This is a genomic window from Sphingopyxis sp. H115, from assembly GCF_001468465.1.
In the GTDB taxonomy this organism is placed as follows: Bacteria; Pseudomonadota; Alphaproteobacteria; order Sphingomonadales; family Sphingomonadaceae; genus Sphingopyxis.
Genome location: NZ_LNSA01000027.1, coordinates 1 through 19998, shown reverse-complemented (window position 1 = coordinate 19998; position 19998 = coordinate 1). Strand labels below are relative to the sequence as shown.

The following is a 19998-nucleotide window of genomic DNA, read 5'->3' as shown; positions in this document are numbered from 1 at the left end:
GGCGGCTTTGGCGCACTTCCCTTGGAAGAAACATCACGCAGCTTTGGTCCAGCCCTGAAGTGCCGCAGCCTCCGCCCGGACCGCTTCTGGCCCACCCAGAACCTGCCGGTCGAATCCGATCCGTTTGAACCAGTAATGCAGGCCAAGCAGGTCGGTGAATCCCATTCCGCCGTGCACTTCGGTGGAAGTGCGTGCGACAAATCGATAGACCTCGGCCGTGTGCGATTTGGCATGGCAGGCAAGCAGTGATGCCTCATTCGGCACCGCGTCGAAGGCGTGGGCGGCGTACCAGACGAGCGAACGGCACGGTTCATGCCGCGCGGCCATCTCGGCGCACATATGCTTTACGGCCTGGAAACTACCGATCAGGCGGCCGAACTGTTCGCGCTGACCAGCATAATCGACAGCCCTTTCGATCATGGCCTGACCTGCGCCAAGGCTGTCTGCGGCGAGGATCACGCGGCCCGCATCGCGCAGCCGGGCCACTGTAGCTCCGCCATCGTCAGCCAGTGGTTCCGCTTCGTCCCCGTCAAACCGCAATTCCCCGACGCTACGGGTGCGATCGATGGTCGTCAACGCGATAGCTTCCAGCCCGGACGCCTTGGCACCGACAAGGTGCAGCCTGCCACCGGAATCGGCGACGACGTAGGCATCAGCTCCTTCGAAATCGAGCGCGAACAGGGCGGTGCCGTTGAGCTTCCCGCCGGCAGAGGAAACTCCCGCGCCGTCGCGCACCTCGATCGTCTCGGAAATCGCGACACCGACACGCGCCTCGCCGCTCGCTATCTTTGGCAGCCAGTGGGCCTTTTGCTCCTCGTTGCCAGCTTCGCGCAAGGCGATCGGTGCGAGAACCTGACTGGCGAGAAACGGCACCGGTGCGACCGCATAGCCAAGCTGTTCCGCCACCACCGCCGCGTCGAGCAAGGTCATGCCGAGCCCGCCATGCTCTTCGGGGACGAGCATTCCGGCAACGCCCAGATCGTGGAGGGCGCGCAACACCTGGTCGCTCAACGGATTGTCCCGCTCCGCACATTCGCGGACGTGACTGAGCGGGCTGGTATCGGCGAGGCACCGCGAAACGGCGTCGCGCAACATCTGCTGGTCCTGCGAAAGTCCAAAGTCCATCAGTCTGCTCCCTGCTTCTGTCGCGCCATGTCCGCGGGGTTCGGCTCACGTGGCATTTCAAGGCCGCGTTCGGCGATGATGTTCTTCTGGATCTGAGCGGTCCCGCCGCCGATGATGAGACCGAGTTGGAACATATAGTTCCATTGCCACGCCCCGCCGTCCCGCTCACGCGGGCTGTGGTGATAGAGTATGCCCAGTTCGCCCATGGCGTCGATTGCCAGCGCGGATATCTGGTGAGCGAGTTCACAGCTTTGCAACTTGACGATCAGCTTCGCCATGCCGCCCGGCTCTCCCCTAAGGCTGTTCGAAAGGATGCGCATCCCATTGTATTTCATCGCCGCTACTTCGGCCTGAAGTGCCACTAGCCGGTCGCGCAGTACCGGATTGTCGATCGCGCGACCCTGGCCCAAACGCTCTTCCTGCATCAGTGCGATCAGCGCCTGCAGCCGGTTTTCGAGCGCGTCGGGATCGCCCAGCATTCCGCGCTCATGGCCTAGGGTTGCGTTCGCGACGAACCAGCCCTGGCCCCGCTGGCCGACGATCTGGTGCATGGGGACGCGCACATCGGTGAAGAACGTCTCGTTGAACTCGGCGTGACCGGTCATCGTCTTCAAGGGGCGAACCTCGATGCCCTGCGTGTCCATCGAAAAGATCAGGTAGGAAATGCCGCCATGTTTGGGTGCGTCAGGTTCGGTCCTGACCAGGCAAAAGATCATGTCGGCCTGCTTGGCGGTGCTGGTCCAGATCTTCTGGCCATTGATAACAAATTCGCCGTTTTCGATGTGCGCGCTGGTCTTGAGGTTGGCTAGGTCCGACCCGGCACCGGGTTCGGAATAGCCCTGGCACCATACGATATCGCCTTTCAACGTGGGTTCGATCCAGCGCCGTTTCTGTTCCTCGGTGCCGAGTTCAAGCAGGGTCGGCACGAACATCGAGATTCCCTGATTAGAAAGCCCGCCCGGCACCCTGGCCCGCGCAAATTCCTCTGCGATGATGCGCGATTGGAGAATGTCCGGCTCCGCTCCATAGCCTCCATACTCCTGCGGGATCGTTCGCGCGGTATACCCATGCTCGATCAACAGCTTCTGCCATTCGACTGCCTTGGACGAAGGTCGGGCCGCCCGGTCAGCAGAAGGCGGCGCGAGATGGCGGTGCGCTTCGATGAAAGCCCGCACTTGCTTGCGGAAGACATCGTATTCGGGCCCGTAATCAAGATCCATGACGCTTCTAACTTTCACGCAGGCGGAAAACAGGAAGGCGGAAGTCCTCACCGATCAATTCGAATTCCACTTCCACCGGAAGGTCGAGCGCTAGGCGCTCGTGATCGCAACCAATCAGGCGCGTGGCCATGCGTACGCCCTCTTCCAATTCCACCACCGCCGCCACGAAGGGAATTTCGTCGGTAAAAGCCGGGTGGAGGGCCTGGTGGGTAACGGTCCAGGAAAACAGCGTGCCCTTGCCACTGCTGCGTTCCCAGGAGAATTCCGGCGAGCCGCACTTTGCGCACATATAGCGCGGTAGGTGGCGGAAGCAGCCGCAGCCGCCGCAGCGCTGGAAATAGAGATTGCCGTCTTGGCACCGCTTCCAGAATTCCTGCTCAACCGGGTCTTGCGGGCGAGGTCGCGGTTTGGGCGGCGCAACCTGCGCGGAGGGCCGCATTTTGGGAGGCAGATCGCTCTCGCTGCTCATGCAAACCTCCTGAGAATGGCAATGCTTCCATCGCCAAGGTCACCCCAGCCGGTCACAAGACCAGTTTGGGCTCCCAGCACCTGGCGCTCGCCGCAGTCGTGACGAAGCTGGCGCACTGCCTCGACCACGTGGTTGAGTCCCCAGACATGCGCCTCACTGAGCAAGCCGCCATGGGTGTTGATCGGATAGCGGCCACCCAGCTCAATCTGGCCATTGGCGACGAATTCGAACTGTGCACCCGGTTCGCAATAGCCCATCGCTTCCAGTTGCAGCAGAACGACATAGGTAAAGCAGTCGTAAATCTGCAGGAAATCCATGTCCTCGCGCTTGACGCCCGCCATGTCGAAAGCGCGCGGGGCAGCATAGCTGAGGCCAATCTTGAAGGGATCGGGCCGCGAGGGGATGTCGTCGGCGGGATAGGGGTGGCCTTCCGCGGCACCGGCGATGCTGACGGGCACATGCGGCATATCCCTGGCCCGATCCATTCGCGATATGACTACCGCGCAGGCGCCATCGGTTTCAAGGCAGCAATCGTAAAGGCGGAAGGGCTCGGATATCCAGCGCGCCGAATGATAGGTTTCCGCGTCGAGTTCGCGCCCATAGGTAAAGGCGCGCGGATTCAACTGCGCGTGACGCCGGCAGGCTAGCGCTACCGCTGCCATCGCATCCGCGCCCACGCCGTAAAGCTTCGAGTGACGGGTCGCCAGCCAAGCATACATCTGCACCGGCAGGAACACACCATAGGGGATGTAATAGCCCTGGATGGTATTGGTCAGCGTGTTCATGTTCATCGCCCGAGTGGGCGGGGCACCCGGCTTGGGCCTGAGGGCGGAATAGCCGTTCCAACCGAGCGTCACCAGCACGTGATCGCAAAGCCCGCTGGCGATCGCCATTGCCGCGTTCTGCAGCGCCGTCGTCGGGCTGGCGCCGCCCATGTGAACGGTGGCCGCATAGCGCAGCACATCAATGCCGAGATTGGCGGCCATTTCCTCCGAGGTCGTATAGATCGGCGGCGGCACCATGCCGTCGATGTCGCAAGGTTTCAGCCCGGCATCTGAGATTGCGCGGCGCGAGGCTTCCAGCATCATGTCCACCGCGGTCCGTTCGGTGCCCTTGACGAATGCGGTTTCGCCCACACCGGTTATGGCGGCCTTGTCGGCAAAGGATAAGGTCTGCGAAGCGTTCATACAGCGTACCCGTCTTGCCGCAATTCAGGAATAGAATCTGGCATCGGCCAGCGCCCTTTCGGCCCCTTCGACAAGATCGCGCATGACCTCTGCCGCTGGACGGATCGAATGGATCAATCCAATTCCCTGCCCCGCGAAGCCGGGCATGATATCCTTGCGCTGAGCCTTTATGCCCGAAGCCATGACCGGCCCTGAAATCATCGACTGGTAAGGCATCGGAAGCGGCTCCTTGCCCGCCGCAACCCAAGCATCGGCCCATTTGTTGCGGATCATGCGCGCAGGCTTGCCGGTCAACGAACGGCTAACGACGGTATCTGCATCGCCGCCGTCGGTTATTGCTTCCTTTTGGAACCGTTCAATCCCTGCCTCTTCGGTTGCCAGGAACGCCGTTCCGACCCACGCGCCCAGAGCGCCCAGCATCATCGCTGCGGCGACTCCGCGGCCATCGGAGATTCCACCTGCTCCGATCACGGGAACCCGACCGCCCACCGCGTCGACTACCTGCGGAATCAGCGAGAAGGTTCCGATCGGGGAGTTGTGCCCGCCGCCATCGTGGCCCTGCGCCACAATCATGTCGATGCCGGAATCGACCACCTGCTGGGCGTGCTTGACCTTGCCGATCACCGCCATGACCCTGGTGCCATTGGAATGAAGGCGGTCCATCCACGGTCCGGGATTGCCGAGGCCGGCGGCATAGACTGGCACCTTTTCCTCGATTACCACTTCCATCTGCGCCTCGAAAAACTCCCGCGTGAACAGCTGCGGACCGCCCTTGCCCATTTCCGGCGCGCCAGCCGCGCGCATGGCCATTGCGGCATCCACTTCGGGCAGATCCTCGCGTTCCATGAAATCGCGGGTGAACTGCTGATATTCGCCAAGCAGTGCCATCGGGTTTTCGAGCGAGGCGCCGCTCTGCGGTGCCGAACCGCGCCTGACGGAGGCAGGCAGAAGGGTGTCGACCCCAAATGGCTTATCGGTCAGTTCGCGGGTCTGGCGGATCCAGCTGCGCAACTGGTCTGGCGAGCAGGCCGCAGCGCCAAGAACGCCAAGTCCCCCGGCATTCGATACTGCGGCCGCGAGCGCGGGGACACTCGCCCCGCCCATTCCGGCCAGAAGGATCGGGTATTCGATCCCGAGAATTTCGCATATGCGGCTCTTGAGTGCCATCGTAATACCCTCTCCATCCAGCGCCACCCACCGGCGCCCGTTTTTTACGTCTGTCCCCACCTGACCTTCTGGGACACAAGCTCAGGGCTTCTCTGTGCGAGATAGGAGGCGGAGCCCGCCACGAGACGCGCCATAGCCTGCCGCGCTCCTTCGGCATCGCCCTTGCGCACAGCTTCAAGGACGCGGCGCAAGAAACGCAACTGGACCGCACGCTCTTGCGCCGAATACCCCAGCGAGAGCGAGAATTCGCGGGTAAGCATATGCAACGCGGAAGTCAGAAGGCCGAAAAGCGGATTGCCGCTGGCCCAGCCGAGCATATCGTGAAAACGGCGATTCAGTTCCTCGAACTGGCTGCTCGCTTCGTTTCGCTCCAGCTCTTTGAGGCAATCGGCAAGTGCGCTCAGATCACCCGTGGTCGCGCGCTGGGCGGCATAGGCTGCAACATCCGCCGCAATCGCTTCGCGCAATTCGAGCAAGCCCCTCAAGTCCGCCTCCATGAAATGCAGGATCAGCGAGAGGCTGTTTGCGAAATCGCCAGTCTGCGGGCGAGCGACCACCGGCCCGCCACCGCGACCTAGTTGAAGATGGATAACGCCTTGGAGTTCAAGGAAGCGAAGCGCTTCGCGCAAGGTCGCTCGGGCGACATCGTATCGCGCAAGCATTTCGTCCTCGCGCGCCAACCTGTCGCCCGCAACATGCGCCCCGGCTTCGATATCGCGTACGATGTCCTGCGCAAGCGTGAGCGCACGCTTGGCCTTCCTCGAATCATCGACCTTCGGTTGCATCACTGGGAATCGCTCCTCTGATAAAACCTTATAAGAGTTTATCGGATGGCATGTCCAGCATCAGTCTATGAAGTTTGCAGTGCGGTCAAATGTCGCAACAATCCTTATAAGCTTTATTGACCACACCCTGCGAAACATCTACCTGTTTGATAGCAAGGTGAGTCTGCTTGCCTGGGATGGAGGACGAGACATGAGCATCGACACGATGGAGCTGGATACTGCCGGAAAAGTTGCAGCCATTCCGATCGACGAAATTGATGTCGCACGGCCGAGTCTTTTTCAGCAGGACACGATCGGCCTGTATTTCGACCGGCTGCGCAAAGAGGAGCCGGTCCACTATTGCCGCGAAAGCTATGTTGGGCCTTACTGGTCGATCACCAAGTTCGACGATATCATGGCTGTCGACACCAACCACAAAGTCTTTTCGTCGGAGGCAAAGCTCGGCGGTATCGCCATTCAGGACATGCATTCGGTGGAAGGCGCGCTCGAACTTGAAATGTTCATCGCTATGGATCCTCCAAAGCACGACCAGCAACGCAAGGCCGTCACCCCCGCTGTAGCGCCGTCCAACTTGCTGTTGCTCGAACCGACAATCCGCGAACGAGCGTGTCAGATTCTCGATGATCTGCCGATAGGCGAGGAATTTGATTGGGTTGACAAGGTCTCAGTTGAATTGACCACGATGACCCTTGCTACCCTATTCGATTTCCCGTGGGAGGAACGCCGCAAGCTCACGCGCTGGTCCGACGTCACAACGGCCGCCCCTGAAACCGGCATCGTCGAATCGTACGAAGCGAGGCGTGAAGAACTCATCGAGTGCGCGATGTATTTCAAAGGACTGTGGGAGCAGCGCATCAACGAAGAACCGAAGAACGATCTGATTTCCATAATGGCGCATTCCCCGGCGACACGGGATATGCCCTTCCTCGAATTTCTGGGTAACCTGCTGCTGCTGATCGTGGGCGGCAACGACACCACGCGCAATTCGATAAGCGGCGGTGTGCTGGCGCTCAATCAGAACCCCGATGAATATCGCAAACTGAATGACGACCCTTCGTTGATCGCCAGCATGGTGCCGGAAATCATCCGCTGGCAGACGCCGCTGACTCACATGCGCCGCACTGCGCTGCAGGACTGGGAGATTGGCGGCAAGCAGATCAAGAAGGGCGACAAGGTCGTGATGTGGTACCTGTCGGGCAACCGCGACGAAACGGTCATCGACCGGGCTGACCGGTTCATCATCGACCGCAAGAATCCGCGCCATCACCTGTCATTCGGTTATGGCATCCATCGATGCATGGGTAACAGGCTGGCAGAACTGCAGTTGCGGATCATCTGGGAAGAAATTCACAAGCGGTTCGCCAAGGTCGAAGTGACCGGCGAGCCCGAGCGCCTTTTCTCAAACCTTGTGCGCGGGATCACCAATCTGCCGGTGCGGCTGCACGCGCGCTGATTTGCTGAAGCAGAAATACGGAGTGTATGATGGTCAAAGTGACGTTCGTATCCAGCGATGGAACGCGGCGGGAAGTCGAAATTGCCGAGGGCGAAACCGCACGCGAGGCGGCGCTCTTCAATGATGTACCGGGCATCGACGGCGATTGCGGCGGTGTCTGCGCCTGTGCGACCTGCCATGTCCATGTCGATCCGGCCTGGATCGACAGGGTTGGTCGCCTGGTCGAAGGGGCAGCGGAGGCAGAGCTTCTGCAATTTGCCGAAGGTGCCAACGAATACAGTCGCCTCGCCTGCCAGATACCCATGGTGGAAGGAGTGGAAGGTTTGATTTTGCACGTTCCCGAGCAGCAATACTGACCAGACAGAGCGCAGCCCTGTCGTGCGCGTGCGGCGTCGCAAATTCAGTTTTGAACGGAGGTTTCAGTGCCAACTCAGCTAGAACCTGATGTCTAGACGAGCGAAGACGCATTTCGCACCGAAATGCGGCAATTCCTCGCCGCCCATTTCCCTGACGAATTAAGGGGCGCGGGCAATATGCTGGCCGGGCCCATTGGCAGCTTCGGCTTGTGGATCATCCTGGCCGACGCGCATCCGGAAGCTTCGAGGGACAGCTCCAGCGTGTCGGTGACATCCCCGGCCCGCATGGTGGTACACAGCTTCCAAAGGATGACATAACGGGAGAAGTCGTCGAGCACGGTCGACAGGTACACCAAGCCCCAGCCGATGATCTTGAAGTAGGTGAAGTCGGTCTGCCACATCTCGTTCGACCGCGTCGTCTTGGTGTGGAACCCGTCGGCGGCCTTGATCACGATGAAGGCCGGACTGGCGATCAGGTCATGGGCTTTCAACATACGGTAAACCGTGGCTTCCGACACGAAGTAGCGCTTCTCGTCGGTGAAGCGCACCGCGAGCTCGCGGGGTGACAGGTCGGTTGTATCCAACGCCATGTCGATGATCTGCTGCTGGATATCATCGCAGATGCGGTTCCACACCCGCCTCGGGGCCGATGGCCGATCCTCCAGCGCCTCCGGCCCGCGCTCGAGGTAGCGGCCGTACCAGCGATAGAAGGTCCGGCGCGGGATGCCCAACTGCTCCAGCGTGCGCTTGGCCGGCAGGTGCGACTGCTCGACGATCCGAATGATCTCCAGCTTCTCGGATGCGGGTTACCTCATTCGTCGTCGGCCCTATCCGCGATCATGCTTTTTTTGAGCAACCGGTTTTCCAGCGTCAGATTGGCCACGCATTCCTTAAGGGCACGGGCTTCGCGGCGCAGGTCGTGCACCTCGCCGGTGGTCGCGGCACGGGCGGTGTCGCCCGCCAAGCGCCGCTTGCCCGCCTCCATGAACTCCTTCGACCACGTGTAATACAAGCTCTGGGCGATGACATCCTTGCAGCACAGCTCGGCGATGCTGTCCTCGCCGCGCAGGCCTTCCAGCACGATCCTGATTTTGTCCTCTGCAGAGAAGTGCCGGCGCGTCGCACGCCGTATGTCCTTCACCAGCCGCTCAGCAGGGGCCTTCGGCGCCGATTTTTTCAAGGAGGATTGGGCTTCATCCTCGTTCCTTAGTCACTACGACGAAGCCCAAATCCTCCTTAAATCACAACCTCAAATCTGTGCCATTGGTGCTGACGGCGGACAGCACCGGCAATCCGCCCTCACATGAAGCGCTCGGGTTGAGCCATGTCGGTCTCCACGCAGAGGTTCGTTTCTTGGTAGACAACTCGTTGCACGAAATAGCTCGTCGGTCAATTGGCGCTGGCACGCGAAGCCAAGAGCGGCCCGCCTCGCGGGAGGGCGCTCACCGCCGAACGATTGCCGGCTCGATCGGACTATTCTGCAACACGGCGGGAGGCAGGTAGGGCTCCGTGCCGCGATATTCGCAATTAGTTAGCCGTCAGTGCTGGCAACCTGATGCAGCGGGGGCAGAACGGCCGCGGCGCGCCGCCTCAGACGCGAGCGGTGCCAGTTGGGGATATCGGCTTGCTGACGATGAATGGCGTCGGCCATTTCAAATCTTCCACGGCTCCTATCGAGGAGGCATGTCTTCCGATCCGCTTTCGAGATTGCCGGACATTTTCGTCAGCAATGAGCGCATCGCGCGTATCTCAGTTGGGGAAATCATATGGAGCAGTCGCGCGTAGATCATGTCGGCTTCGGCGCGCAGCTGAGGCAGGATTTCGATCGCTCGGGGCAAAAGATGAAGTTCCCAGACGCGCCGGTCGCCCTTGGCAGCGCGCCGTTCCGCGAGTACCATTCTTTCCAGCTGGTCGACAACATGGCCAACGCTGGCACGCTCCAGTTCGAGGCATTTGGAGAGGTCGGTTTGGGTCATGCCCGGGGTCCGATAGATATAGACGAGCGCGCGCCACTGGGTTCGCGTCAATCCGAAGCGCGCCGTTGAGGCATCAAACTTCCGACGCAGTTTGCGGGGCACTTCCTCGATGAGAAAGACAAACTCGTCTGAGGCCGTCAGAAGACTTTTCGCGGGAGAGATGCCGCTTGTATTGCGAGGTTCAACCATCGTCATGGACTGTAGAGCCAACATCATATTCTGAAAACCCTTTACTGTAAGATATGATATAGTATGATCGTGGAATGATTGATCAGTCGATCACGCTTGCCGGGAAAGCGGGCCATGAAATCGCAGCGTCGGTTGATGGCCCGGAACTCGGATTACCGGTAATCCTCGCGCACGGCGGCGGACAGACCCGAAGGGCATGGAGGGCGGTAGCCCACCGGCTCGCGAGCCATGGTTTCCGGACCATCGCAGTCGATATGCGCGGGCACGGCGAGAGTGCATGGGCCAGCGACGGAGCCTATGATATCTCCGATTTTGCGGCCGATCTCGTCGAGATCGCTGCGGCGACGGCGAGCAAACCGGCGCTGATTGGCGCGTCTCTTGGTGGCCTGGCCGGGATCATCGCCGAGGGAAAATGCGCACCGGGAAGTTTCGGATCGCTGACGCTGGTCGACGTCACACCTCAGATGGAACCGAGCGGCGTCGCCCGCGTGGTCGGTTTCATGGCGGCGCATGCGCGCGATGGTTTTGCGTCGGTGGAAGAGGCCGCACAGGTCATTGCCGACTATCTGCCCCATCGCCCCAGCCGGAAGGCTTCGGCCGGGCTAGCACACTATCTGCGCCGCAAGGACGATGAACGCTTCTATTGGCACTGGGACCCCGCCTTCATCGAAAGAGTGACGCAGCAGGGCGGCGGCGTTTCCAGCGACCATGGCCGCACCGAGCTCAGCGCGGCCGCTGCCTGCTTGACCTTGCCGGTGCATCTGATCCGCGGCGGGTCAAGCGATCTCGTCTCGCTGGAAGCCGTCAAGCATTTCCAGGGCCTTGTCCCTCATATGGCGTATAGCGACATTGCGAATGCGACTCATATGGTGGTGGGGGACGAGAACGACGCTTTCGGGCAATCGATCCTAGAGTTTTTGCTCGGCATCCATGAAGCGGAAATGAAATCATGAATGCCCCCGCCGTCCCGGGGCTTGAGGAATTACGTGACCTATTGGCGCTGGCCCCTTTTCACCGCTGGCTCGGGCTCAGCATCGCTGAGGTCGGCGCCAACGAGTTGGTGATCTCCATGCCTTGGCGAGACGAAATCATCTCAAATCCGACGGTCGGCGCGGCGCATGGTGGCATCGTATCGGCTTTGATCGATCTGACCGGCCTCTATACGATCATCGCGATGGGGGGTGCTGCGCGGGCGACGGCGGACCTCCATGTGGATTTTCACCGACCGGCCAAGCTGGGGCCGCTTCGCGCGATCGGCAGCCCGGTGAAATTAGGGCGGCAGATAAGCGTCGCGGCTACCCGGATCCTAGCCGCAGACGGAACCTTGGTGGCGAGTGGTAGAGGGGCCTACGTCGCCTGATAACCGCCCGAGGCGAGCCAATCTGCGCGGCCAGATGCATGCCCAGCAGCTTTCGGAGCCGAGGCAGTGGCGGCAGCGACACGCTTTTTGGCGACGTGTCCCTAGGCCGAACCCACGACCGGACGGCCGCGCATCGGCCATTCAGTCAAATCGGCTCCCTGCCGGTCACACGCGGGTTTGGCCGCTCGCCTTTGAGCCGTCGACTTTGCCTAGTCCGACAGGCCAGCCACGCAGCGCATGGAGATCAAGTTCTCCTGTGCTGCGTGACTAGACTGCTGGGTCAGGTCAGGGCGCCGGGGTGCGATTCGCGATCGCATCCTCGATCAGATCCTGCATGACCTGTTCGAGCTCGACGCCTTTCCGGTCGCCTCCGCTCGATATTTCGGTGGCGATCAAAGCGTAATAGCCGGTCTCGCGATCGATCCAGCCGGTCCAACCATAGGCACCCGGTGAGGAATTGATCTTGGACGTCGCGCAGGCCGAAGGCGTGTCGCATTCGACAAAGGAGCCGAGCGCATATTCCCAATTGCCCGCGCTCGCCGGCACGAAAACGCGCGGCAAGCCTGCGGTACGTTGCTGGGTGAAGCTTGTCATATCGGTAATAAAGCTGCCGCCAAGGAAGGCACGCAGAAGTTTCGCATAGTCGCGCGGCGTCGAATAGGCGCCGCCCGCGACCCACGGGTTGGTGGGAGCGCTTCCCGCAGGGTCATACCAGGTCGTGCTCGTCATCCCGAGCGGGGTCGTCACATGCTGCGCGAACAGTTCGTGAAAATTGCGCTGGCGTGCCGGTGACGTGCCGGGCGCGATGCTTATATCCTTTGCCTCCAGATAGGCAGCGGCGACCTGAAGGCCGTGCGGTCCATAGCTATATTGCGCGCCGGGCGCGTTGCCCGGGCGCAAAATATCATAGCGCAAATCGTGGATGCTCTTCGCGCAATTGTAGAGCGTCATGGCCGGAAGCAGCTGACAGCCGCCAACGAGCGGGCTCGCATTGAAGCCCGACGTCATCGACAGCGCATGCTTGAGTTGGACATCCTTCTTCGTTCCGATCGTGGTCCAGAAGGCAAGCGGCGGCCGCATCGGATCGTCGAGCGTCGCGATGCCAGCCTGCACCATGCGCATCCCCAGCGCGCCGGCGAACCATTTGGAGGCCGACGCAAGCGGGGTCACCCGATCGATACCAAAGCTGCCCTTCTCGTAAGCGAAGAGATAGTCGGGATCCGAAGCATTCCCGACGATGAAATAGCCGTTATCGACCTCGGTATCAGCGTCGATTGCCGACTGTAACGCGGTCCAGTCATAGGTATAACCGCCGACGGTGGCCGAAAGGCTGGCGGCCGCGGGCGCCGATGCCGCCGACGTCGACGCTTTAGCAGCGGGCGCCGCAGGCGGAAGCTGCACCATGGGACGCGCCTCGCCGCCGCCGTTGCCCCCGAACCCGCCCTGCGCCGCAAAGGCCGCAGCCCCAGCCATCGCCGCACCAGCGGCAAGCCACATCCATTTCGTTCTTCCAGCCATTTTCTCTCTCCCAGCTTCGTTGCACATCGTCGAAACGGAGGGCCTAGCGCGGCCGGACGGGCTAGGGCCTGGGCTGGCCGTTCCCGAAGTGAACATTGAGCAGATGGTCGAGCTGCGCCTTGCGAAAGCCGGCGACGACGCCAGACTCGGGCGCAAATTTTGCGAGACGGTCGCTTGCCGCATCGTAACGCGGCCAGTCGCGAACGAGTGCGCAGCCAGGAACGCCCGTCTTGGCGAAGCCAACCCAGCAGGCGGCGATGCCTTCGCCGAAGCGGCGATCCTCGTCACCGACGGCGCCGGCGACCGACGCGAAATAGTCGAGCGTCCCGAACAGATAGGGGATTTCAGACCCGTGCGCGGCGCCCTTGGCGCGGTCGCGCCGCGCCGCTGCGACATAGTCGAAATGATAGAGATACGAAGGCGCCCCTCCCGCCGTCCGGGCCGCGAGCCAGCGCGCCGGGGCGACGAACCAGGCGTCGCCCAACACCTGGCGCGCCAGTTCATCATCGGCCAGCCCCATGCCATAGGCGGCCCGGCCCGCCGCCTGGTCGCGCCCTAGATAGGCGAGCGCGGCGGATGGCGGCACGCCCATGGCAAGGATGACGCTCGCCTCGTTGCTGTTCGCGCCGACGAGGAGCGGAACGTCGATCGGCTCGCTACGCGCAAAGACGCGCCAAGGCGCTTCGCGTACCAGGTCGCCGTCGAGGATGGGGCCGGTCATCGCGCCCGGCGTCCGGACCTCGCCAGCGGCAACGAGCGCGGCGGCGGGCAGCGCGCGAAGCGCGTCGAGCGATGCTGAAGGCGGCGCACCTGCGCGCGCTGCCAACGCCGCGCCTAGCGCTTCTTGCTCGCCAAGCGGGCGCGGATCGAGGAGACCAACGCCCGACTGAACGATCGCCTTGGCGAACAGGCCTTTGGCTTCGGGCTGGGCAAGGATCGTCGTCACTCCGATCGCCCCGGCGGATTCGCCGAACAAGGTGATCTGGCGCGGATCGCCACCAAATGCGGCGATATTTTTCTTCACCCACCGCAGGGCGGCCAATTGGTCCATCAGGCCGTAATTGGCGAGCGCCTCGCCGCGCGGCTTGGCCGCGCTGAGCGCGGGATGGGCGAAATAACCGAGCGCGCCCAACCGATAGTTGATCGTCACCAAAACCACACCTTGCCGCGCGAAGGCGGTGCCGTCGAAAACCGGGAAGGTGCCCGAACCGACCACATGGGCGCCGCCATGGATCCAGACCATCACTGGCAGCTTTCGCGCCCCCGCCGGGCGCCAGATGTTCAGCTGGAGGCAATCCTCAGACTGATGCTCGGCTACCCCGCCCGCGACAAGTGCGGGGCGCACCGTCTGCGGACAAGCCGGGCCGAGTTTTGCGGCATCGCGGACGCCCCGCCAGCGCGGCGGTGCCTGCGGCGCCCGCCAGCGAAGAGCGCCGACCGGTGCGGCGGCGAAAGGAATATCAAGGAAGCGCTCGACGTCCCCCGTGCGCGCGCCCGCAAGGCGCCCCTGCGCGATTGTCGCCGCGGGGGCCGTCTCCGCCGCCGCGACAGACACCGATCCGGTCAGCATCGCGGCACCGAACAGTGCTGCCATCACCAAATGCCGCATTGCGCCCTCCTACCCTTCCCGACCAGCGGCTGGAGGCCGCGGACGGGAGCGCGACCTAGAAAGAAATGCGTCCTTCGACGCCGACGACGCGAGGCTGGCTGTACCGGTTGATCGTCGGCGCCTGCGCGACGAAATAAACCTTGTCGAAGACGTTGTTCGCGAACGCGCTGACGCTGATCTTGCCGAAGTCGACGCCGACCCGAAGATTGACGAGGACATAATCATCGAGGTCGACCGAGGTCGCTGTCAGCTCCTGTTTGCCGCCCCATTGACCACTGATCAGGACATTGCTGGTCAGCGCGACATCCTTGGTGACCGGGTAGCGCAGATTGAGGTTGGCCGAGGCGAGCCAGTCGGGAACCTGCGCAAGGTCCAGCCCGTCATAGCGGCCGCTCTTGACCTTGCCCTCTTGCCGCGAGCCACTCAAGGCGAGGCGGCCATTGCCTTCGCCGAGATCGAAGCCCTGGCTATATTCGGCCTCGATACCCCAGCTTTTCGCATCGCCTGCGTTGGTTAGATAGGCGACCGCGGCGATCGGGCACGCCGGATTGGTGAGCGCGCAGCCATCGTCGACCTGCGCGATCAGGTCTTCAAGCTCGGTGTAATAGCCCGCGATTGCGAAATAGCCGCGGCGGATCGGACTGCCCTTGATGCCGACTTCGTAAGACGTGCTGTTTTCGTTGCCGAACAGCACCTGCACAGGACTCGGCGCGCGCGGATCGGAGAGGCGCGTGTTGAACCCGCCGGCCCGATAGCTGCTGCCGACCTTGCCATAGGCGAGGATGTTCGACGTGAGCTTGTACGAGAGGGTCGCATTGTAGGAGAGATTGTCGGCGTTGATGCTGTCGTCGATGATCCGCGATGGCCCGCCGGTGGGCAGGCCAGTCCCCAAATCGTAAAGCCGCGCCGAGATGCTCCGGCTGTCGCGGGTATAGCGCAGTTCGCCGGTCAGGTTGAGGCTGTCGGTGATGTCGAAACCGAGCGAGCCATAGGCCGCATAGCTTTCGAAATGCAGCCGCGCGGGCGCGATATTGCCCGGCGACGGATTGGCGAGCGTCGGCGTGCGCGTCGTCGCCACCGAGAAATCGCTGTCGAGCAACAGCATTTCGGCGCCGACCAGCCATGTGAAGCGATCGCTCGCCCCGCTGACATGAATATCCTGCGAAAAATTGTCGGTCGTGTCGACGACGTAGGACGCGGTGCTGGCATCGAGCGGCGTGAGAGCGCCGATCTGCCCCGCGGCGCGCGCACGCGCCAGCTCGGCGGGGCTGATCGCGTCATTGTCGAGATCATATTCGGACGTGCGCTTGCGAAAGGAGGTTGTCGACGTCAGGTCGGCACCGCCCAGATCCACGCGGACGAGCGCCTGAAGGCCGTCCACGTCCTGGCTGGCGCGCGGCGCGGTGTTCCAGGGGTAGCGAAAGCGATCCTGCGTATAACCGCCGGGAAAGCCTGGCGTGCCCGCGGGAATGGATATCTGGTAATGGATCGTCGGCGTGGTCAGCCGCTGGGTCTCGGCCGTGATGATCGCGTCGACCGGCCCGCGCTTCAGCCGGATCTGGCCGCGCAGTCCGTGGCCCTTCTGCTGGTCGAAATAGACGTCGTTGTCGGGATTGTAGAAGAAGCCCTTGTCCTGCTCGACGAGATCGCCGCTGATGCGGATCGCCAGGCCATCGGCGAGCGGGACATTGATCGCGCCCTGCGTCTGGAAGCTGTTGTTCTCGAAGCCATAGCGCGCGCTCGCCCAGCCCGAGAGATCGAATTCGGGCTCGGCCGAGATGATATTGATCGCGCCGCCGACCGCGTTGCGGCCGTACAGCGCGCCCTGCGTCCCGCGCAGAACCTCGACGCGGCCGATGTCGAGCAGGTCGAGCCGCGTGAAGTTGCGACCGCCCACCGGACCGCCGGCGATATAGGCACCGTTGCGATAGAGCCCGACGCTCGGGTCGCCATTGGTGGCACGCGCGGTCGACGAAGCGCGGATCGAGATCTCCGACGTGACGGACGAGTTCAGATTGTTGAAGCGAACGCTTGGCTGATCGGCGAGGAGTTCGCCGCTGCCCGTGGCGCCGCCGCGATCGGTGAGCGACGTGATATCGATGACCGACGCCGCGGTCGGCACATCGGCCAGCCGCTCTTCGCGGCGGCGCGCCGTTACGACTATGGCGCCGTCATCATCCGCTTCAGCCGCGTCCGGAAGAGCTTCGGACGGTGCGTCTTGAGCGAAAGCAGGCGGAGCGACGGCTACCCAAATCGCGGCCGTGCAGAAAAGAAGGTTCGCTCTGCGTCCCATGGTCACTCTCCCCATCTTGTTATCGCAATTATTATCGATAATTTTGTGCAAAACCGTCGGCAAGTCAAGCCGGAAAGCGCAATGTCTTTGCAGGTGGTTCGCTGGTCTAAGAGACGACGGCGCTCAGCAGGTCGCGGACGCCCCGCGCCGTAGCGGCAAGGGGGTCAGGTGTGACCGTCGATAAATCGTCGGTCACAGCGTGGTGATGACGGTGTGCGCCAAAGATGCCGGCATGACGCACGTAGCCGGCCTTTATCACTTCCGAGAGTTCGCCCGCTGTGCCTTCCGCCGAAGGATAGGCCATTTCCAACCCCGGCTGGCCTTTGAATATCTCGCGCGCACACGTCACGAATTCGGGCGATGTCATGAGAAAACGATAGGGATCGGCGCTTGGCAGCGGCAGCAAGCGCCCCGGCATTTCCTGATAGTCACGTGCTGCCGCATTGGCGCCGAGATGAAACCAGAAAGCGGTCTCGCCGGGGGCTGGACCCACCTTGTCGGCGATATGGCTCGCACCGAGATTCTCATATTCATGCCCGCTGTTGCACAGGAAGAGCAGGCTGTGTTGCGGAAACGCTCGGGGCATCCAGTCGGCAAGCGCGAGCCACATCGCGATACCCGGCCCCCGCTCGCCGGCGCAATCGGTCCAGCCTGAACGCGGCGTAGAGACGACGAGCCAAGGGCGACCGGAGCGAACGCGTCGCCCGATTATATTCTGCGCTGCCCGAATCCCACCGCGCCCGCGAAGCGCTAATTTCGCCGCGGCACCGTGGCGCGCGGCTTCAATCACCGGGGCGGCGAGTCGCGGCGCGAGCAAGGCAAGTGGCTTGTCCGATACAGGATGACCGGCCGGGACATTGAGGAGCAAGGCCTCGCCCGTCGGCCCAGTCGTAATGAGAATGACCCCGTTCGCACCGCGCGCAAGCGCATCGGCGAGCGGCTCGCGCACTGCACGATCTACGAGGCTCGACCAGCGGCGGAAAGGCAGGCGCACGACGGCGATCGCGCCGTCGAGGCGTTCAGGGATTTCTGCGAGGCGCAGCGGCGCAGCGAGACCGGCCTCGCCGGTTTCGACGGCGAGCGGCTGTGCGACGAGCGGTATCGTGTGGTCGCCGAGCGTAAGTTCGCAATGCGACGCCTCGAACCAAGGCACGTCAAACGTCTGGCGATCCACTTCGAATCCGGCACTGAACAGCCGCTTCGCTGTCCAGTCGGCGGTCCAGCGATCGCCCGCGCCGCCCGACTGCTTGTTGCCGGCCTCGGCATAGCTTTGGACGTCGGCGAAGAGGCGTCCGGGGCCGAACATGGTCAAATCCAGGGATACAGCGGCAGCGGAGTCAACCTGCAATGCGATCGGCGCCGCGAGGCCCGCCTTAAGCAAGGTGCGGCGGTCGGTCGGGAGACGGCTCATGTCACTTTTGCGCGGCGGCGGCTGGGCTTAGGCTTTGCGTGGCGGGCCTTATATTCCTCGAGTGCGCGCCCAAAACTATTCTGAGTAACCCCGATCAGATCGCGCGCCACCGCATCGGCGGCATCGCCATCGCGCGCGACGATATGGCGGCAAAGCGCGTCGTAGAGGATGGCCGATCGCTTCGCCGCCTCGTTGCCATGCGTCTCGATATAGCTGTCAGTATAGACATTGTGCTGCCAGCGCGCGAGCAGCGCGACCCGATCGAGGAGCTCGAGCGCGAGCGGCGCATTGCTGCGTTTGGCGATAAAGCGACCGATGCGGTTCGAGACCTTGATATGCTCGAACGTATTGTCGGTGCGCTGGGTGACATCCTTATATTCGACAAGCCGGTGCATCAGTTCGCGCCCGTCGCGGTCGGTCATTTCGGCGGCCGCAAGGCGACAAACGACGCCGAACAGCGATTTCCACAGTTCATAGACCTCGTTCGCAGCATGCTCGTCGATATCGATCACATAGGTGCCGCGCCACGGCACGACCTTGACAAGCCCGATCCGCGCGAGATGCCGGAACGCCTCGCGCACCGGCGCATGGCTCACTCCGAAGCGCGCGGCGATTTCGCGCTCGCGCAGCCACGATCCGGGCGGAATCCGCCATTCGACGATGTCGTCGGTCAAAAGGCGCGCGATCACGCGGTCCTGCGTCGGCGCGCTGTCGTCGTCGGTCTTCGTCGCGGCCATGTCTCTCCGTTCGGCTTTCCCTGCTCGCGGCGCCATCCTAATCGGGCAGCGCACACGAGCAATCGATGATTGCGAATGAATTTATTATCGATAATATGGAGAATGACAAGCATCGGAAAATCGGAGTCGGATCTTGAAGCGCACCATCCTCTTTTTCGCAGCCGCGGTTGCGGCACAGCCAGCCGCGGCAGGCGAACCCGCCCCTCTTCCCGGCTGTGCCGAAGCGATCGCCTATTCTGAGGCTAATTCCGGCGTTGCGCTGCTGATACTTGAAGATGGCAAAGTGCGCTGCCGATCGGCAGACATCGCGACGCCGCAGGAACTCTGGTCGGGCACCAAGAGCCTTGTCGGGCTGATGGCGGCGGCGGGCGCACAGGATGGACTTCTAACCCTCGACGAGCGGGCATCGGAGACACTCGCTGAATGGAGGGGCGACCCCAAAAAGGAACAGATCACGCTTCGGCAATTGCTGTCGATGACGGGCGGCCAGGCATCGACCGTCGGCAGGGCCCAAGGGTATCTGGACTCGGTGAAGGCACCGCTCACGGCGGCGCCGGGCAGCAAATTCCAATATGGTCCCGCCCCGATGCAAATCTTTGGAGAGATCATGCGGCGCAAGCTCGTTGCCAAGGGCCAAGACGGCAACGCTCGCCATTATGTGGAGCGGCGCATTCTCACTCCGCTTGGGGTTACCATAGGCAGTTGGCGCAGCGGCCCCGATGGCGCACCGCTCATGCCGCAGGGCCTCGTGCTGGCAGCGTCCGAGTGGGCGAAGATCGGCGAGTTCGTCCGCGGCGGTGGGAAGCTCGACGGCAAGCCGCTTGTCGATGAACTGGCGTTCGCCGAGCTGTTCAAGGGTAGCCAGGCCAATCCGGCCTACGGTCTCACCTGGTGGTTGCCCCGTAGCACGCCGGCTGTCGATATTGTTACCCGGTCCACCGATATCACCAGTCATGCCAACGAACTCCCGGCGGATATGGTCGTCGCCGCCGGCGCGGGCGATCAACGCCTCTATATCATTCCGTCGCTTCGGCTTACAATCGTTAGGCCGTGTTGACAAAAGGGATTCCCAAATCCTCCTCCTTCTGATTCAAGACTGCTTTTTGAGGATCAGTCATGGGTCGCGGGGATTTGTCGGATGCG

The 19998-nt window shown here is 62.4% G+C and carries 17 protein-coding genes and 1 pseudogene; 5 read left to right on the top strand and 13 right to left on the bottom strand.

Translation table 11 applies throughout. From position 1 onward, the window contains the following. Positions 1-33: 33 nt before the first annotated feature. From ATE71_RS16725 to ATE71_RS16700, 6 genes are read right to left on the bottom strand one after another with little or no spacing between them, the layout of a single operon-like run. Complete coding sequence (locus ATE71_RS16725; RefSeq protein WP_054588686.1) at positions 34-1125, bottom strand: acyl-CoA dehydrogenase family protein; 1092 nt, start codon at positions 1123-1125, stop codon at positions 34-36. After that, positions 1125-2345: an acyl-CoA dehydrogenase family protein gene (locus tag ATE71_RS16720; RefSeq protein WP_054588687.1), complete on the bottom strand. Its 1221-nt coding sequence runs from the start codon at positions 2343-2345 to the stop codon at positions 1125-1127. The genes ATE71_RS16725 and ATE71_RS16720 overlap by 1 nt, the downstream gene beginning before the upstream one ends. A 7-nt stretch (positions 2346-2352) precedes the next feature. After that, on the bottom strand, positions 2353-2814 hold the full coding sequence (locus tag ATE71_RS16715) for a Zn-ribbon domain-containing OB-fold protein (protein WP_058804442.1): 462 nt from the start codon (positions 2812-2814) through the stop codon (positions 2353-2355). Continuing rightward, positions 2811-4001 carry a thiolase C-terminal domain-containing protein gene (locus ATE71_RS16710; protein WP_054588689.1) on the bottom strand — a complete coding sequence of 397 codons (1191 nt, stop codon included), beginning with the start codon at positions 3999-4001 and terminating at the stop codon, positions 2811-2813. The genes ATE71_RS16715 and ATE71_RS16710 overlap by 4 nt, the downstream gene beginning before the upstream one ends. 24 nt (positions 4002-4025) lie before the next feature. Further along, positions 4026-5168 (bottom strand): NAD(P)H-dependent flavin oxidoreductase, encoded by a 1143-nt coding sequence (locus ATE71_RS16705; RefSeq protein WP_058804441.1) that lies wholly within the window; start codon positions 5166-5168, stop codon positions 4026-4028. Between the two features lie 44 nt (positions 5169-5212). After that, entirely contained in the window at positions 5213-5953 is a 741-nt protein-coding gene (locus tag ATE71_RS16700; protein WP_039575369.1) for a FadR/GntR family transcriptional regulator, read from the bottom strand. Between the two features lie 190 nt (positions 5954-6143). On the opposite strand from ATE71_RS16700, the gene ATE71_RS16695 reads away from it, so the two are divergent. Together ATE71_RS16695 and ATE71_RS16690 are read left to right on the top strand one after the other, a co-directional pair. Continuing rightward, complete coding sequence (locus ATE71_RS16695; RefSeq protein WP_039575372.1) at positions 6144-7406, top strand: cytochrome P450; 1263 nt, start codon at positions 6144-6146, stop codon at positions 7404-7406. 26 nt (positions 7407-7432) lie between these two features. Then, positions 7433-7762 (top strand): 2Fe-2S iron-sulfur cluster-binding protein, encoded by a 330-nt coding sequence (locus ATE71_RS16690; protein ID WP_228383639.1) that lies wholly within the window; start codon positions 7433-7435, stop codon positions 7760-7762. A gap of 197 nt (positions 7763-7959) precedes the next feature. Here the strand turns inward: ATE71_RS16690 and ATE71_RS21855 are convergent. Both ATE71_RS21855 and ATE71_RS16675 read right to left on the bottom strand, forming a co-directional pair. Then, positions 7960-8942, bottom strand: a pseudogene (locus tag ATE71_RS21855) (helix-turn-helix domain-containing protein); the annotation flags it as partial. 490 nt (positions 8943-9432) lie between these two features. Next, positions 9433-9933, bottom strand: coding sequence for a MarR family winged helix-turn-helix transcriptional regulator (locus ATE71_RS16675; RefSeq protein ID WP_223181259.1), 501 nt, complete (start codon positions 9931-9933; stop codon positions 9433-9435). 68 nt (positions 9934-10001) lie between these two features. Between ATE71_RS16675 and ATE71_RS16670 the strand changes: the two genes are divergently transcribed. Both ATE71_RS16670 and ATE71_RS16665 read left to right on the top strand, forming a co-directional pair. Further along, positions 10002-10880, top strand: coding sequence for an alpha/beta fold hydrolase (locus ATE71_RS16670; RefSeq protein ID WP_039575377.1), 879 nt, complete (start codon positions 10002-10004; stop codon positions 10878-10880). Further along, entirely contained in the window at positions 10877-11287 is a 411-nt protein-coding gene (locus tag ATE71_RS16665) for a hotdog fold thioesterase (protein WP_054588691.1), read from the top strand. Before ATE71_RS16670 ends, ATE71_RS16665 begins: the two co-directional genes overlap by 4 nt. A gap of 285 nt (positions 11288-11572) precedes the next feature. Here the strand turns inward: ATE71_RS16665 and ATE71_RS16660 are convergent, their stop codons facing one another. From ATE71_RS16660 to ATE71_RS22575, 5 genes are all read right to left on the bottom strand, one after another. Further along, positions 11573-12805, bottom strand: a complete 1233-nt coding sequence (locus ATE71_RS16660) for a serine hydrolase domain-containing protein (protein ID WP_136173728.1) — start codon at positions 12803-12805, stop codon at positions 11573-11575. A gap of 61 nt (positions 12806-12866) precedes the next feature. Continuing rightward, on the bottom strand, positions 12867-14414 hold the full coding sequence (locus tag ATE71_RS16655; RefSeq protein ID WP_082665267.1) for a carboxylesterase/lipase family protein: 1548 nt from the start codon (positions 14412-14414) through the stop codon (positions 12867-12869). 55 nt (positions 14415-14469) lie between these two features. After that, positions 14470-16707, bottom strand: a complete 2238-nt coding sequence (locus ATE71_RS16650; RefSeq protein WP_054588694.1) for a TonB-dependent receptor — start codon at positions 16705-16707, stop codon at positions 14470-14472. Between the two features lie 106 nt (positions 16708-16813). Continuing rightward, positions 16814-18118 (bottom strand): hypothetical protein, encoded by a 1305-nt coding sequence (locus ATE71_RS16645; RefSeq protein ID WP_054588695.1) that lies wholly within the window; start codon positions 18116-18118, stop codon positions 16814-16816. Continuing rightward, on the bottom strand, positions 18115-18855 hold the full coding sequence (locus ATE71_RS22575) for a GntR family transcriptional regulator (RefSeq protein WP_052208263.1): 741 nt from the start codon (positions 18853-18855) through the stop codon (positions 18115-18117). The genes ATE71_RS16645 and ATE71_RS22575 overlap by 4 nt, the downstream gene beginning before the upstream one ends. Before the next feature lie 133 nt (positions 18856-18988). Between ATE71_RS22575 and ATE71_RS16635 the strand changes: the two genes are divergently transcribed. Further along, a complete protein-coding gene (locus ATE71_RS16635; protein ID WP_058804438.1) occupies positions 18989-19912 on the top strand; it encodes a serine hydrolase domain-containing protein in 924 nt (307 codons plus the stop codon). Positions 19913-19998: the final 86 nt, after the last annotated feature.

Bases quoted from the DNA above. Each gene is read 5' to 3' on its own strand.
- ATE71_RS16675 (WP_223181259.1), bottom strand. From the start codon at position 9,933: ATGACGATGGTTGAACCTCGCAATACAAGCGGCATCTCTCCCGCGAAA.
- ATE71_RS16660 (WP_136173728.1), bottom strand. From the start codon at position 12,805: ATGGCTGGAAGAACGAAATGGATGTGGCTTGCCGCTGGTGCGGCGATG.
- ATE71_RS16695 (WP_039575372.1), top strand. From the start codon at position 6,144: ATGAGCATCGACACGATGGAGCTGGATACTGCCGGAAAAGTTGCAGCC.
- ATE71_RS16720 (WP_054588687.1), bottom strand. From the start codon at position 2,345: ATGGATCTTGATTACGGGCCCGAATACGATGTCTTCCGCAAGCAAGTG.
- ATE71_RS16715 (WP_058804442.1), bottom strand. From the start codon at position 2,814: ATGAGCAGCGAGAGCGATCTGCCTCCCAAAATGCGGCCCTCCGCGCAG.
- ATE71_RS16705 (WP_058804441.1), bottom strand. From the start codon at position 5,168: ATGGCACTCAAGAGCCGCATATGCGAAATTCTCGGGATCGAATACCCG.
- ATE71_RS16690 (WP_228383639.1), top strand. From the start codon at position 7,433: ATGATGGTCAAAGTGACGTTCGTATCCAGCGATGGAACGCGGCGGGAA.
- ATE71_RS16725 (WP_054588686.1), bottom strand. From the start codon at position 1,125: ATGGACTTTGGACTTTCGCAGGACCAGCAGATGTTGCGCGACGCCGTT.
- ATE71_RS16655 (WP_082665267.1), bottom strand. From the start codon at position 14,414: ATGCGGCATTTGGTGATGGCAGCACTGTTCGGTGCCGCGATGCTGACC.
- ATE71_RS22575 (WP_052208263.1), bottom strand. From the start codon at position 18,855: ATGGCCGCGACGAAGACCGACGACGACAGCGCGCCGACGCAGGACCGC.
- ATE71_RS16650 (WP_054588694.1), bottom strand. From the start codon at position 16,707: ATGGGACGCAGAGCGAACCTTCTTTTCTGCACGGCCGCGATTTGGGTA.
- ATE71_RS16710 (WP_054588689.1), bottom strand. From the start codon at position 4,001: ATGAACGCTTCGCAGACCTTATCCTTTGCCGACAAGGCCGCCATAACC.
- ATE71_RS16645 (WP_054588695.1), bottom strand. From the start codon at position 18,118: ATGAGCCGTCTCCCGACCGACCGCCGCACCTTGCTTAAGGCGGGCCTC.
- ATE71_RS16700 (WP_039575369.1), bottom strand. From the start codon at position 5,953: ATGCAACCGAAGGTCGATGATTCGAGGAAGGCCAAGCGTGCGCTCACG.
- ATE71_RS16670 (WP_039575377.1), top strand. From the start codon at position 10,002: ATGATTGATCAGTCGATCACGCTTGCCGGGAAAGCGGGCCATGAAATC.
- ATE71_RS16665 (WP_054588691.1), top strand. From the start codon at position 10,877: ATGAATGCCCCCGCCGTCCCGGGGCTTGAGGAATTACGTGACCTATTG.